14 protein-coding genes, 1 tRNA gene and 1 pseudogene are annotated in these 14688 nt (G+C 61.6%); 12 read left to right on the top strand and 4 right to left on the bottom strand.

The window, feature by feature from the left end; all coding sequences use genetic code 11:
• Positions 1-71: 71 nt before the first annotated feature.
• Positions 72-1331 (top strand): IS256-like element ISBlo8 family transposase, encoded by a 1260-nt coding sequence (locus AB5287_RS00765; RefSeq protein ID WP_368220366.1) that lies wholly within the window; start codon positions 72-74, stop codon positions 1329-1331.
• Positions 1332-1369: 38 nt separating this feature from the next.
• Positions 1370-1594: pseudogene (locus AB5287_RS00770) on the top strand (hypothetical protein); the annotation flags it as partial.
• A 272-nt stretch (positions 1595-1866) separates the two neighbouring features.
• Here the strand turns inward: AB5287_RS00770 and AB5287_RS00775 are convergent.
• From AB5287_RS00775 to AB5287_RS00785, 3 genes are all read right to left on the bottom strand, one after another.
• Complete coding sequence (locus tag AB5287_RS00775) at positions 1867-2211, bottom strand: hypothetical protein (RefSeq protein ID WP_014485389.1); 345 nt, start codon at positions 2209-2211, stop codon at positions 1867-1869.
• A gap of 9 nt (positions 2212-2220) precedes the next feature.
• On the bottom strand, positions 2221-2568 hold the full coding sequence (locus tag AB5287_RS00780) for a hypothetical protein (protein ID WP_007052434.1): 348 nt from the start codon (positions 2566-2568) through the stop codon (positions 2221-2223).
• Between the two features lie 193 nt (positions 2569-2761).
• The gene (locus tag AB5287_RS00785; protein WP_008782901.1) at positions 2762-4282 is read right to left on the bottom strand and encodes a xylulokinase; all 1521 of its coding nucleotides are present in this window, start codon (positions 4280-4282) and stop codon (positions 2762-2764) included.
• Between the two features lie 219 nt (positions 4283-4501).
• Here AB5287_RS00785 and AB5287_RS00790 point away from each other — a divergent pair, with 219 nt between their 5' ends.
• From AB5287_RS00790 to AB5287_RS00835, 10 genes are all read left to right on the top strand, one after another.
• The gene (locus AB5287_RS00790) at positions 4502-5731 is read left to right on the top strand and encodes an ROK family transcriptional regulator (protein ID WP_007052436.1); all 1230 of its coding nucleotides are present in this window, start codon (positions 4502-4504) and stop codon (positions 5729-5731) included.
• A gap of 117 nt (positions 5732-5848) precedes the next feature.
• A tRNA-Ile gene (locus AB5287_RS00795) sits at positions 5849-5922 on the top strand.
• A 137-nt stretch (positions 5923-6059) separates the two neighbouring features.
• A complete protein-coding gene (rpmE, locus tag AB5287_RS00800) occupies positions 6060-6272 on the top strand; it encodes a 50S ribosomal protein L31 (protein ID WP_003830110.1) in 213 nt (70 codons plus the stop codon).
• A 153-nt stretch (positions 6273-6425) separates the two neighbouring features.
• Positions 6426-7514: a peptide chain release factor 1 gene (prfA, locus tag AB5287_RS00805; RefSeq protein ID WP_007052437.1), complete on the top strand. Its 1089-nt coding sequence runs from the start codon at positions 6426-6428 to the stop codon at positions 7512-7514.
• Between the two features lie 86 nt (positions 7515-7600).
• Positions 7601-8485 carry a peptide chain release factor N(5)-glutamine methyltransferase gene (prmC, locus tag AB5287_RS00810; protein WP_007056794.1) on the top strand — a complete coding sequence of 295 codons (885 nt, stop codon included), beginning with the start codon at positions 7601-7603 and terminating at the stop codon, positions 8483-8485.
• Positions 8486-8757: 272 nt separating this feature from the next.
• The gene (locus AB5287_RS00815) at positions 8758-9945 is read left to right on the top strand and encodes an ABC transporter substrate-binding protein (RefSeq protein ID WP_007055677.1); all 1188 of its coding nucleotides are present in this window, start codon (positions 8758-8760) and stop codon (positions 9943-9945) included.
• A gap of 241 nt (positions 9946-10186) precedes the next feature.
• Positions 10187-11113, top strand: a complete 927-nt coding sequence (locus tag AB5287_RS00820) for a branched-chain amino acid ABC transporter permease (RefSeq protein ID WP_368220370.1) — start codon at positions 10187-10189, stop codon at positions 11111-11113.
• Between the two features lie 4 nt (positions 11114-11117).
• On the top strand, positions 11118-12206 hold the full coding sequence (locus AB5287_RS00825) for a branched-chain amino acid ABC transporter permease (protein ID WP_007053882.1): 1089 nt from the start codon (positions 11118-11120) through the stop codon (positions 12204-12206).
• The gene (locus tag AB5287_RS00830) at positions 12203-13063 is read left to right on the top strand and encodes an ABC transporter ATP-binding protein (protein WP_007052443.1); all 861 of its coding nucleotides are present in this window, start codon (positions 12203-12205) and stop codon (positions 13061-13063) included. Before AB5287_RS00825 ends, AB5287_RS00830 begins: the two co-directional genes overlap by 4 nt.
• The gene (locus AB5287_RS00835) at positions 13063-13767 is read left to right on the top strand and encodes an ABC transporter ATP-binding protein (RefSeq protein ID WP_131313064.1); all 705 of its coding nucleotides are present in this window, start codon (positions 13063-13065) and stop codon (positions 13765-13767) included. Before AB5287_RS00830 ends, AB5287_RS00835 begins: the two co-directional genes overlap by 1 nt.
• A gap of 131 nt (positions 13768-13898) precedes the next feature.
• On the opposite strand, the gene AB5287_RS00840 is transcribed toward AB5287_RS00835, so the two are convergent.
• Positions 13899-14576, bottom strand: coding sequence for a sugar O-acetyltransferase (locus AB5287_RS00840; protein ID WP_115797281.1), 678 nt, complete (start codon positions 14574-14576; stop codon positions 13899-13901).
• Positions 14577-14688 lie beyond the last annotated feature (112 nt).

Here is a 14688-nt window from a genome sequence, read left to right on the forward strand (position 1 = left end):
GGCCTTAACTGGCCGGTCGTGTGGCCGGTCGGAAAGGCTGGTGGACGATGTCTGCTGGGACAAGGGGAAACATGACACCGACGAAGAAGCCGGACGCGGAAAAACGCAACGCCGAGCGGGAGGCGGCGCTCACATTCGTGCGCATGGCCAAGGAAAAAGGACTGGACCTGACAGGGCCCGACGGACTGCTCAAACAGTTCACCAAAAGCGTGCTGGAGACGGCCCTGGACGAGGAGATGACCGAGCACCTGGGCCGCGCCAAGCACAAGAAATCCAAGGACGGCAGGGCCGCGAACACGCGCAACGGCACCACCGCCAAGACCGTGGTCACCGATTCGGTAGGTCCGGTCGGGATCGAGGTGCCGCGAGACCGCGATGGCTCGTTCGAGCCGGTCGTCGTCAGGAAACGGCAGCGGCGGCTGCCCGGGGTGGACGAGGTGGTGCTGTCCCTGTATGCCAGGGGCCTGACCACCGGCGAGATCAGCGCCCACTTCCAGGAGATCTACGGGGCGGACGTGTCCAGGGAGACCGTCAGTCGCATCACCGAGCGGGTCATGGCCGAGAAGGACGAATGGTGCTCGCGTCCCCTGGATCGTGTGTACGCGGCCGTGTTCATCGACGCGACCGTCGTCAAGGTGCGCGACGGGCAGGTCGCCAACCGCGCGTTCTACGTGGCCGTTGGCGTGGATCTGGAGGGCGGCCGCGACGTGCTGGGCATCTGGGCGTCGCCCGCCGCGGAGGGCGCACGCTATTGGCTGTCGGTGCTCACCGAGCTGAAGAACCGGGGCGTGGACGATGTGTTCTTCCTGATCTGCGACGGGCTCAAAGGCCTGCCCGACGCGGTGGGCGCGGTATGGCCTCTGGCCATCGTGCAGACCTGCGTGGTGCATCTGCTGCGCAACACGTTCCGCTACGCGTCGAAGAAGGACTGGGACGCCATCAAACGCGATGTCAAACCCATCTACACCGCGGCGGCGGCCCGCGACGCGATGCTGGACAAGTGGGAGGCGAGATATCCCGCGATCCGCAGGCTGTGGATGGACGCGTGGGAACGGTTCATACCGTTCCTGGACTATGACGTGGAGATCCGGCGCGTGATCTGCACGACCAACGCCATCGAATCGCTCAACGCGAGATTCAAGCGCTCCATCCGCGCCCGCGGCCACTTCCCCGACGAGCAGGCCGCGCTCAAGTGCATGTACCTGACCGTCCGCTCGCTGGACCCCACCGGCAAGGGACGGATACGATGGAGCGCGCGCTGGAAGCCCGCGCTCAACGCCTTTGCCATCACCTTCGCCGACCGCTGGCCAAGCGAGGGAACACAACAATGAAAACGCCAGTTACACACTTAACGAGACAGGCCCGGCATGAGTTCGAGATGGACGCCATCGCGGCCTGCTTCATCGGCGGCACGGCCGTCACCGGCGGCATCGGCACCATCCCCGGCGCCATGGTCGGCGCCCTGATCATGGGCGTGCTCAACCAGGGCCTGTCCATCATGGGCGTGGACGCCGCCTGGGTCAAGACCATCAAGGGCCTCGTCGTCATCGCCGCCGTCGCCTACGACCTGCTCTCCAAGAAAAAGAAAGGCTGAGCTAAACCTGGCCTCCGGGCCCGCCCGGTGGCCACGGGGATGGACCTGAGTTCCATTCCTCCTCCGAAAGGGACGCTGTTGCACGCAGCGTCCCTTTTCCGTTTGTCGCGATGGATGGATCCCGGTGTACGTTCTTCGCGAAATCAGCCCTGACTTGGGGTGTATTTCGACAATATGATTCGGCGATGTGCCTCAGCGGATATGTGCGGCCAATGAAAAAGCGGGATACCGATGTCGATATCCCGCTTTCAGCGAATAGGTAAGGCCAGAGCTTACTTCTTCCTGGCTTTCTTGACGCGCTTGGGGGTGGGAGCCATTTTCTTGGGTTCGAAGAACGGCCACTTGTGCAAAGCCCAGGCGTGCAGTGCGGGGATCTTGGCAACGGCGAAGCCGATGACCAGACCGATTACCATGGCCCAGGTCTCCAGATCATGGCCTGCGACCAGCAAGCCGATGAACACTATGGCAACGATGAAGCTCACCATCTGCGAGGCCTTTGACTGCTTGGCGGTCACCAAGTCGGCCTTCATGGGAACAAGCCCCAGAAACAGGCCGCAAGGTGTGCAGATGACGGCCAATATCGCGCTGAGGGTTATTGACAATGTGGTTGCATCCATGATGTTCCTTTAGTGCTGTGGGTTGTGGTTTTCTTTGGCGTCTGCGGTGTCGGTGTCTGCGGTGTCGGCAACGTCGTCGTGTTCGTTTTCTTCGGCTTGTTCGGCTTCGGCCTCGGCGTCCGTGCTGTCGGTTTCGTCGTCATCAGCCGCGTCATCCTTGCCGGGCTGGCGCCACCACAGGATTAGCGCGTTGGCCGCGCAGTAGATGGCCGCGATGCCAATGCATACCAGAAAAATGATGTTCGAAGTGCTGATGATCGTGCCGTCGTTCATCGACTCTTTGACAGACTGCCATATCCACATCACGCAGGCGACGGCGGTCAGGGCGTACAGCATCATACGGGAGCGGTCGTTCATAGGATCATCTCCAGACTTGTTCAAACGACTTGATTATAGCCGTATTTGTGGATTGCGTGGGAAACGAAAAATGCCGCCATGTGTGCTTCAGCGAGGAGCGCGGTATAACAGCGGCTCTTCGCGATGCTCGCCATGGCGGCATTCATCAGGAATCGTTATTCAGTTGTTATCTCATGGATTTGCTGGCAGCGTATCAGCCGCGGGCCTTGGCGTACGCCTCGTACACGGCTTCGGTGGGCTCGCCGGTCTCCACGCCCTCGATGGTGAGCTGCCAGGTCGGCGGTTCGGCCTCGCCGGACAGCACCCAGGCGGCCTGACGGGCGGCGCCGATGGCCACGTATTCGTCGGTGGCCGGACGGGTCACGTCCATGCCGAGGATTGAGGGGGCCAGCGTGCGGATGGCCACGGACTTCGCGCCGCCACCAATGAGCAGGATGCGGTTGATCTCGGCGCCCAGCGAGCGAATCAGCTCGAGGCAGTCGCGCTGGGAACACAGCAGGCCTTCGACGAACGCACGGGCCAGATTCTCCTTGGTGGTGTTGTGTAGGGTCAGGCCAGTCAGCGAGGCGGTGGCGTCCGGACGGTTCGGCGTACGCTCGCCGTCGAAGTACGGCACCAAGGTGATGCCGCCGGCACCCGGCTCGGCCTTGAACGCCAGTTCGGCCAGTTCGTCGTAGTCCACGCCTAGGGCGGCGCGACCGGCGTCCAGAATGCGCGAACCGTTGATTGTGCAGGCGAGCGGCAGATAGTGGCCGGTGCAGTCGGCAAAGCCGGAAATGGCGCCGGTCAGGTCGTACACCGGGTTTTCAGCGATGGCCGCGGCCACGCCGGAAGTGCCGAGCGATACGGACACATCGCCCACGGCCATGCCGAGGCCCAGCGAGGCCATGGCATTGTCTCCGCCGCCGGGGCCGATGATGCAGCCGCCTTCAACGTCCTTGCCGGCAATGGCGGGGTCGGCCTTGACGGCGGCTGCCTCACGCGGGCCCAGCACGGTGGGCAGCACAATGGCGTCGGCGTGGGCCTTGGCGGCTTCCTCGCCCTCGGCAGGGGCCAGCACCATGGCGATGAGATCGCGGCGGTACTCGTCATGCGCGGCATCGTAGTAAATGGTGCCGGAAGCGTCGGAACGGTCGGTGAACAGGGCTTCGAGATGAGCGTCCTCGCCCTCGGCCACCGGGCCATAGCCGGCGATACGCCAGCTCAGCCAATCGTGCGGCAGACAGACGGCGGCAATCTTCTTGGCGTTCTCAGGCTCGTTCTCGGCCACCCACGCCACCTTGGTCAGCGTGTAGGAGGCGACGGGGGAGGATCCGACGGCCTTGACCCAGCGTTGCTTGCCGCGGGCGGTCACGTCGTCCGGTTCGTCGCCCTCGGCCGGAGCTGCACCGAGCTTGTCGATCAAGGCGGCGGCCTGCGGGGCGGAACTGGTGTCATTCCAGAGCATCGCATCGCGAATCACGTTGCCCTGCTTGTCGAGAATGACCATGCCATGCTGCTGGCCGCCAACCGCGAGGGCCGCGACATCGTCAAGCCCGCCGGCCTGCTCGGCGGCCTTGGTGAAGGCCTCCCACCAGAATTCCGGGTTGACCGAGGTGCCATCCGGGTGCTTGGCCTGCCCGAACCGAACCTGTTCGCCGGTGGCGGCGTCCGTGATGCGGACCTTCGTTGATTGGGTTGACGTATCTACGCCGGCAACCAGTACTCTCGTCATGCATTCCTCCTCGATGAGGGTCGCGCTCAAAAGTTTCGGCGCGCCATAGCCAATAAGTTAGACGATTAAACTATACTGTATCTCAACGTTCGATTGCAAACGGAAACACGCGAAGGTGCGGTCCGATTCAATCGTTTGACGCACAATATCATGGTGTGATAGACGGATGTGAGCGCCTGTGCGGCGCTCGAGACTAGGGGTGCGAGGAGGTAGGGGCCAATGGCAAATCTACGCAGGATCAATCAGGAGGATCTGCGCAACCATAACCTGTCGGTGACGCTCGACACCTTATTGCGTGCGCAGAAACCGATGAGTCGTGCCGATCTGGCCAAGGAGACGGGCCTGACCAAGGCCACGCTCTCGCTGTTGGCCTCGATGCTCATTGAAAGCGGCGTGGTGCAGGAAGGCGAGCCGGTCGTTTCCACCACATATGGGCGGCCCAGCACGCCGCTGGAGATTCGCGGCGGATCCATCGCCGGCATCGGCCTGCAGATCAACACCGATGGTTACGGTTGCCTGGCACTCGATCTGAACGGCGACACTCTCGGCCGGGAGTGGGTGAGTGAGGATATGACCGGCACTGACCCGTACGAGATCTTCGCCAAGCTCGATGCGATGACTTTCCCGTTGGAAAGCCGGCTCAAACGACGCGGCTGCAAGGTGGTGGGAGCCGGGTTTGCGCTGCCGGGCATCGTCACCGACGACATGTGGCTGTTGGTGGCCCGCAATCTGGGTTGGGAAAACGTCAACCTCACCCGGTTCAACGTGGTGCGCCGGCTGGATGTGGTGGCCGGCAATGAGGCGAAGATGGCCGCCATCGCTCAGATTCCGGGGTATGCCACCGAACGTGCGCCCTTCCTGAATGTGGTGGACCGCACGGACTCCTTTATTTACCTGTCTACCGATATCGGCATCGGCGGCGCGGTGGTGCGCGACGGCGAAGTGGTGATGGGCTCGCACGGATTCGCCGGCGAGATCGGCCATCTGTCCGTGGCGATGGATGGGCCGTTGTGCAGCTGCGGGCGTCACGGGTGTCTTGAGGCGTTTGCGGGCCGTCGCGCTTTGGTCGAGGCTGCCGGCATTGCCGAGGATGGGGATGCCACCAGCAGCGAGGCCATCGATATGTTCCTCCAGCGTTGGCGAGCCGGGGATTCGGATGTGGCCAAAGTGGTCGATCAGGCCGCCGATGCGCTGGTTTCCGCCATCGCTTCCGCCGTGAATCTGGTGGATGTCGATACGGTGCTGTTGGGCGGACTGTGGACGCACTTCGGCGACGAGCTGGCCACCGTGCTTGAAGGCCGGCTGCGTTCGGAAATTCTGGGATACCCGAATGTGAAGATTCGCGTGTTTGTGCCGCCGGTGGCGCTGCATCCCTCGCTATATGGCGCGGCCGAAATGGGCTTGCGACGGTTCATCGAGAACCCGTTGGGGTACATGGGGGAGAAGTAGCGCCGGGAGATGCTGCTTGTTGCTGGCGGGTGCATGGTATGGGTGCATGGCGCGCGTGCCGGCATTAGCGGGCTCGTGCTACACTTTGGCAAGTTGGCTGTTTTACGCAGCGAACGTGGGGCCGTAGCTCAGTCGGTTAGAGCATGCGACTCATAATCGCCCGGTCCAGGGTTCAAGCCCCTGCGGCCCCACTCTTTTGCGTCGTCTCCTGCGGCGGCGCAGCGCGTCTTCACGTCCAGATAGGCGTGTACAATCCCTTAGGTTCCGGTTCACGTCTTGCCATAGGGGCATGACGACCCGGGTCCCCCGAATCCATAGGAGACGTAAAATGCAGCAGGGTATCCATCCTGATTATCACCCCGTTGAGGTGACGTGCTCGTGCGGCAACACCTTCGTGACCCGCACCGCTGGCAAGGAAGATCACATGTTCGTTGACGTGTGCTCTCAGTGCCACCCGTTCTACACCGGCAAGCAGAAGATTCTTGACACCGGTGGCCGCGTTGCTCGCTTCGAGAAGCGCTACGGCAAGAAGAGCAAGTAGCATACTTCACGCCAGTCCGATTCGATTTGGCATGCTCCGGCATACCCGATCGAGGACTGGCGTTTTTTGTATTCTTTGACAAGTTTTGTTGCAGCATTGACCTGCGCAATCGAATAATCGAACAGAACAGCACCATACAGAAGAAAGTGTGTTATGGCAGACGAACAGTTCCCGGCGGCGGCAACCGCGCTTGAGGAGTACCAGTCCATCGAAGAACAGATGGCAAGCCCCGAAGTCGTGTCCAACCCGGACAAGCTGCGCAAGCTGGGTCGTCGTCACGCCGAACTGGGTGCCATCGTGGGTGCCTACAAAGCCTGGTTGCAGGTGAAGGACGATCTGGCAGCCGCTCAGGAGATGGCCGGCGAGGACGCCGACTTCGCCGAGGAAGCCAAGCGTCTTGAAGACGAACTGCCCGGTGTCGAGGAGAAGCTGCGCACCGCGCTGATCCCGCGTGACCCGGATGATGCGCGCGACACCATCATGGAGATCAAGGCCGGCACCGGCGGCGAGGAAGCCGCACTGTTCGCCGGCGACCTGCTGCGCATGTACACCCGTTACGCCGAGAAGCGTGGCTGGAGCGTGAACGTGCAGTCCGAGAACACCACCGAGCTCGGCGGCGTCAAGGACGTGCAGATCGCCATCCGCGCCAAGGGAACGCCCGCTCCCGAAGACGGCGTGTGGGCTTCGATGAAGTACGAGGGCGGCGTACACCGTGTGCAGCGCATCCCCGTCACCGAATCGCAGGGCCGTATCCAGACTTCCGCTGCCGGCGTCATCGTGTTCCCCGAGGCCGACGAGGATGACGACGAGATCGAGATCGATCCGAAAGACCTGAAAATCGACATCTTCATGAGCTCCGGCCCCGGCGGCCAGTCCGTGAACACCACGTATTCCGCCGTGCGCATGACCCACCTGCCAACCGGAATCACGGTGAACATGCAGGATGAGAAGTCGCAGATTCAGAACCGTGCCGCCGCGTTGCGCGTACTGAAGTCCCGCCTGCTGGCCATGAAGCATGAGCAGGAGGCCGCCGAGGCCGCCGACATGCGTCACTCGCAGGTACGTTCGCTTGATCGCTCCGAGCGAATCCGCACATACAACTTCCCGGAAAACCGTATCGTCGACCATCGCACGAATTACAAGGCTTACAACCTTGACGCCGTGCTCGACGGCGACCTGCAGGCCGTCATCGATTCCGACATCCAAGCCGACGAGGCCGACCGTCTGGCCAATCAGAAATGACTTTGCCGGATGGCTCCCCTCTGTGAGGGGAGCTGTCAGCGAAGCTGACTGAGGGGAGCCTAATGTCCGATCAACGGAGACCGCCAGTGCTTATTACCGACATCATCAACCAAGCCTCTTCGCAATTGCGCGAAGCGGGTATTGAGACGCCTGAGCATGATGCCAAGTTGCTCCTTGCCGAGGCGGCAGGCGTTGAACTGCGCGACGTCGACAGGGCTCTGCTTATGGGGGAGGAACTTGGCACAACCGGACAGCTTGCCGTCTTCCGTGCCATGCTCGACCGCCGTGCCAAGCGCGAGCCGCTGCAATACATCACCGGGCATGCTCCTTTCCGCTACCTTGACCTGAAGGTCGGTCCCGGAGTGTTCATTCCTCGTCCGGAAACCGAAACCGTGGTGCAGGCCGGCCTTGACTGGCTGACAAAAAACGGCATGATCCATCCTTGTGTGGTCGATTTGTGCGCCGGCTCCGGCGCGATTGGGCTGTCCGTTGTCAGCGAGGTGCCCGGCAGCCAGGTGTGGGCGGTGGAGCTGTCGCCGAACACCGCCGAATGGACGCGAAGGAATCTGTCGGAAACCGCGAAAAAGTACCCATCCATTGCCTCGAATTACCATCTGGAAATCGCGGATGCCACGTCCTTCGCCACATTGGCCCAATTGGACGGCACCGTCGATATCGTCATCACCAATCCCCCCTACGTGCCGCAGACCGATATTCCCGAGCAGCCGGAAGTGCGTGATTGGGATCCGGAATTGGCTTTGTATGGCGGCTCGATGGACGGTACGTTGATTCCCGAGCGCATTATCGAGCGGGCCTGCCGTCTTCTCAAGCCTGGGGGCGTGCTTGTCATGGAACATGACGTGACCCAGGGGGATCGTCTCGTGGCCTTTGCCAGTGCCACCGGATTCGCTGCCGCATCGACCGGCCAGGACTGGACGGGTCGCGACCGCTACCTGTTTGCAGTGTCCTAAGCCCCACGAATCCCACATTTCCTTGGGATTGTATTCTCGTTTCCGTAATTGCGCTGTCTCATAATAAGAACAATTTATTGCGGGTTCAAAGCCGGTCTGGTTATAACAGTCCGCGACAAACATCGGATGAGAGAGACGTGAATGACGGTCACAAGCCGTGTGATGTAGTTCTGTGGTATGCGAATTATGTGAGTGGAACGTTTCACGCGCACATCCCGCGCGTTGGTTGACAGATGAACGATGTTGAAATATCCCAAGGAAGAAGGAAGAGGATGAACGTGAAGTTCTCCACTAAGTTCGTTGCGGCCAGCGCGGCCGCTGTTATGGCGTTGTCCCTCGCGGGCTGCTCCGGCGGCAGCATGGATGATTCCTCCAGCTCCAGTGCCAAGGCCTCCGGCGACTCCATCACCATCGGCACCGTGACCACCAACTCCGGTACCGCCGCCGCTTACGGCGAGGCCGAGGTCAAGGGCTTCGAGCTGGCGGTCTCCGAGATCAACGCCAAGGGCGGCATCAACGGCAAGAAGGTCAAGCTCGAGTCCATGGACGACAAGGGCGACGCCACCGAAGCCTCTAACGCCTACAACAAGCTCGCCGGCGACAACAACGTGCTCGCCGTGGCCGGCCCGACCATTTCCGCCACCACCGCAGCCGTGGCCCCGCTGGCCGACCAGTCCAAGCTGGTCACCATCGCCCCGGCCGCCACCTCCGACTCCATCGAAACCGGCAATTACCTGTTCCGCACCTGCTTCAAGGACTCCTACCAGGGTGAGGTGGCTGCACGCTTCGCCGCCGAGAACCTGAAGGTCAAGAAGGTGGCCGTGCTCTACGGCACCGGCGATCCGTACTCCTCCGGCGTGGGAGAGGCCTTCGCCAAGGCCGCCGAAAAGCTCGGCCTCGAAGTGGTGGACAAGGAAAGCTCCTCCTCCGCCGACGACACCGAGTACTCCGCCCAGCTGCAGAAGATCCAGGCTTCCGGCGCCGAGCTGCTCTACGCTCCGTACTACTACTCCGTGGCTGGCCCGTACATCATCCCGCAGGCCCGCTCCGTGGGTTTCGAGGGCTACGTGATGGGACCCGACGGATACGATGGCCTCAAGCTCACCGGTGACAAGTCCCAGTACAACAAGACCTACTACACCACCCACTACTCCGCCGACGACAACACCAACACCAAGGTGCAGGACTTCATCAAGTCCTACAAGTCCAAGAACAACGCCGAGCCGAACACGTTCGCCGCTCTGGGCTACGACACCATCTACATGATCAAGCAGGCCATCGAGAAGGCTGGCGAGAACGCCACCCGTGAGGATGTGCGCAACGCCGTGGCCGGCATGACCTTCGACGGTGTGACCGGCAAGTTCACCATGGACAAGTCCGGCTCGCCGACCAAGTCCGTGACCGTGCTGGAAATGAAGGACGGCAAGCCGGTGTACAACACCACCGTGCAGCCCAAGTGAATTCCATGAATTCCCACCGCATAATCACGATGTCCTAGCATGACTTCCGCATGAACAGGAGAGCGACCGGTTTTGCCGGTCCTCTCCCTTTCGTGTTTTCATGGGCTCGGATGCATAAGGACAGCCGTCGATATGCGGATATCGCCAGGCGCGGGCGTATCGCGCCATCAATCGCAAGACATACGAATATCTCTACGCGCGCAGCGGTAGAGAACCACAACATTGATAGAAAGGGGGAGCTATGACCGATCAGATCATCATGTTCATCAGCCAGCTGTTCAACGGTCTGAAAATCGGCAGCGTGTACGCGCTGGTGGCATTGGGCTACACCATGGTCTACGGCATCATCCGACTGATCAACTTTGCCCACGGCGATTTCATCATGGTCGGAGCCTACGTGCTCATGCTCACCATTCCGGCCATCGTGGCCATGGGACTGCCCGCCTGGGTGGCGGTCATTCCCGCCATCCTGGTATGCGTGGCCGTCGGCGTGATCGTCGAAAAGGCCGCCTATAAGCCGGTGCGTGAAAAGGGCAACTCCATGACCGCCCTGATCACCGCCATCGCCATGTCGTTGCTGCTGGAGAACGGCTCACAGGCCATCTTCGGCGCCGACTTCCAGACCGTCCCGACCATCTTCCACCTGCCGTCCATCGCGTTCGGCAAGCTCAAGCTGCCGGGAGGCACCCTGCTGACCATCGTCATCGGCCTGGTCATCATGGTGGGCCTGCAGCTGTTCGTCAAATTCACCAGGCAGGGCAAGGCCATGCGCGCCGTCTCCGAAGACAAGGAGGCCGCCGTGCTCATGGGTATCAACGTGAACTCCACCATCGCCCTGACATTCGCCATCGGCTCCGGTCTGGCCGCGGTCGCCTCGCTGATGTACTGCGCCGCCTACCCGCAGGTCTCGCCTATGATGGGCGCCATGCTGGGCCTGAAGGCGTTCGTCGCCGCCGTGCTCGGCGGCATTGGTTCCATCCCGGGCGCCATGATCGGTGGTCTGGCCATCGGTCTGATCGAAAGCCTGACCAAGGCGTATATCGGCACCATCACGGCGGGCATCATCACCTCGGCGTTCTCCGACGCCATCGTGTTCGCCATCCTGATCATCGTGCTGCTCGTCAAACCGTCCGGCATTATGGGCAAGAACGAAGGGGAGAAGGTCTGATCAGATGAAGAAGACAATGCTTTCCACCAAACAGTCCTATCTTGTGTGCTTCATCGGCATCCTCGCCGCGTTCGGCATCGTGATGGCGCTGTGCGAATCCGGCTTGGCCGACTCCTACATCAAGGGCATCATGATGACCGCGTGCATCGCCATCATCATGACCACCTCCCTGAACCTCACCATCGGCGTGCTCGGCCAGCTGACGCTGGGATGCTGCGGTTTCGAGGCCATCGGCGCCTACGTGGCCGCACTGACCTCCAAATACATGGTCGCCGCCGGCATTGCCATCGACCCCACCGCCCGCTTCCTGCTCACCACGCTGATCGGCGGCGTGGTGGCCTGCGTGTTCGGCATCCTGATCGGCATTCCTGCCCTGCGACTGCACGGCGACTACCTGGCCATCATCACGCTGGGCTTCGGTGAGATCATCCGCGTGATCATCCAGAACCTCAAGGTAGCCGGCGGCATGGGCCTCGACAAGGGCGCCGCCGGACAGGCGCTGATCGGCATCGAACGCACCGCCAACCTGTACGTCGTGTTCTGGATCATGGTGGTCACCGTGGTCGTGCTCTTCATGTTCGGCCGCTCCCGTTACGGCCGTGCGGTCAAGGCCATCCGCGACGACGAGATCGCCGCCGGCGCCTCCGGACTCAACACCACGTACCTCAAGGTGCTCGTCTTCGCGATCTCCGCGTTCTTCGCGGGCATCGCCGGCGGTATCTTCGCCCAGTACATCGGCTCGCTCAACCCCACCATGGCCGGTTGGCTCAACTCCATCAACTACGTGATCATGGTGGTGTTCGGCGGCATGGGTTCGCTCACCGGCTCGATCGTCTCCGCCATCGGCCTGACCATCCTGCCCGAGCTGCTGCGCGCCTTCGCCGACTACCGTATGCTCGCCTACTCGGTGGTGCTGGTGCTCGTCATGATCTTCCGCCCGCAGGGCATCTTCGGATCCTGGGAGTTCTCACTGCCGCGTCTGGTCAACCGCATGCTGTTCCGCGGCGCCGCCGGCAAGGGCGCGAAACCCGCGGCCAGCGCCAAGCAGCATGACCAGTCCGACGACAAGACCGTGAAGGAGGCCTCACGATGAGCGACGCAACCCAGCCCATCCTCAAAGCCGAACATCTCGGCATCACCTTCGGTGGTCTGAAAGCCGTGTCCAACTTCAACATGACCATCAACAAGGGCGAACTCATTGGCCTGATCGGCCCCAACGGCGCCGGCAAGACCACGGTGTTCAACCTGCTGACCGGCGTGTACAAGCCCACCGAAGGCGAGTTCTGGCTGGACGGAACCCGGATGAACGGCAAGAAGACCTATCAGGTCGTGCGTGCCGGCATCGCCCGAACCTTCCAGAACATCCGCCTGTTCAAGCAGCTCACCGTCGAGGAGAACGTGCTCGTCGCCTTCGATGAGTCGTTCACCTACCACATGGGCAGCGCCATCTTCCGCACCCCGGGCTTCTGGAAGCAGGAGAACGAGATGCACGAGAAGGCCATCGACTTGCTGCGCATCTTCAACCTCGAGGGACTGGCCACCACCCAGGCGGCCAACCTGCCGTACGGCCAGCAGCGCAAGCTCGAGATCGCACGCGCCCTGGCCACCGGCATGAAACTGCTGCTGCTCGACGAGCCGGCCGCCGGCATGAACCCCACCGAAACCGAGGATCTGCTGCACTGTATCAACACGATCCGCGACCGTTTCGGTATCGCCATCCTGCTCATCGAACATGACATGAGCCTGGTGATGAGCGTATGCCAGCGCATCCAGGTGCTGGACTATGGCCGCACCATCGCATCCGGCACGCCGGAGGAGATCGCCAACAACCCGCAGGTCATCTCCGCCTACTTGGGCAGCGACAACAACGATGACGCGGACGGCGATTCCACCACCAAGGCGGAACCGGAGCCAAGCATTGCCAAGACACTGACGGAAGGAGCGCGCTGATGCTGGAAATCAAGGATCTATGCGTTTCCTATGGCGCGATCGACGCGGTCAAGGGCATTAGCCTCAAGGTGAACGACGGCGAGATCGTCTCCCTGATCGGAGCCAACGGCGCCGGCAAGACCACCACCCTGCACACCATCACCGGTCTGGTGCCGGCCAAATCCGGCAGCATTACCTATGATGGCCACGATCTGCTCAAAACGCATGCGAACAAGATCGTCACGCTGGGCATGGCCCATGTGCCGGAAGGCCGCCACGTGTTCACCCGCATGAGCGTGCAGGAGAACCTGGAGATGGGCGCGTTCAGTCTCAAAGACCAGTCCAGTCTGGGTAAGGATCTTGAGATGGTGTTCGACTACTTCCCGCGTTTGAAGGAACGTCGCCGCCAGCTGTCCGGCACGCTTTCCGGCGGTGAGCAGCAGATGATGGCCATGGGCCGCGCCCTGATGAGCCATCCGAAGACCATCCTCATGGATGAGCCGTCGATGGGTCTGTCCCCGCTGCTGGTCAAGGAGATCTTCGACATCATCGTCACGCTGCGCAAGCGTGGCATCACCGTGCTGCTCGTGGAGCAGAACGCGAAGATGGCCCTGTCCATCGCGGATCGCGCCTACGTGCTCGAGACCGGCAAGATCACCATGGAGGGCAAGGCCTCCGACCTGCTGCACGACGAGAAGGTGCGCAAGGCGTACCTCGGCGCGTGACGTCTCACATTACTATGCTCCCGCTGGCGGGAGCTACCTCACGAAGTGAGGCTGAGGGTGGTTATCGGAGATTTCCGGCAACCACCCTCAGTCAGCTCCGCTGACAGCTCGCCAGCGGGAGCATTCATATATCACTGCGCGTAATACTGTAGCGCGGAAGCATCCTTATCCGTAATCTCGCGAATCGGACGGGCCGGATTACCCACGGCCACGGTGTGCGGCGGAATATCGCGCGTCACCACCGAGCCGGCACCGATCACGCAACCCTCGCCGATCGTCACGCCGCCGATTACCGTCACATTGCCGCCAAACCAGCAGTTCGAGCCGATGACAATCGGCTTGCCATACTCGCAGTCGTATGCGGAACCATCAGGTGCCTGCCTCACGTTACGATCCTGCCAACGCAACGGATGCATCGGTGGCAGAAGCGAAACGTTCGGGCCGAACAGCACGTCGTCGCCAATCGTCACCGGGCAACAATCCAGCACAGTGAAGTTGAAGTTGGCGAACACGCGCTCTCCGATGGTGATGTTGCAGCCATAGTCGAAGAAAATCGGCCCCATCACGTCAAGGCCGGCACCGTGGCCGGGCAGCAGCTCATCGAGAATCGCGGCACGGGCGGCATGATCGGTACGCGACGCGGCGTTGAAGCGCGCGCACAGGTCGCCGGCCTTCTCGCGCAGGGCATTCAATTCAGGGTCTACCGAATTGTACAGTTTGCCGGCGAGCATCTCCTCGCGCTCGCTGGCGCGCGGCATACGCAGTTCGACGGGAGGCATGGCGGTGGATTCAGCATTGATTTCGCTCATTGAACACTCCTGTAATTTCGCGAAAGAGCATGGATGGACTCATTGTATCTACGGTCTGTGCGTGTGGGGCGAATCGGAAAACGGCAGTACGGCAAACGAGCGATGATGAACT

This window comes from Bifidobacterium sp. RTP21102st3_E2_RTP21102_210122, from assembly GCF_040916945.1.
GTDB classification, from domain to species: domain Bacteria; phylum Actinomycetota; class Actinomycetes; order Actinomycetales; family Bifidobacteriaceae; genus Bifidobacterium; species Bifidobacterium longum.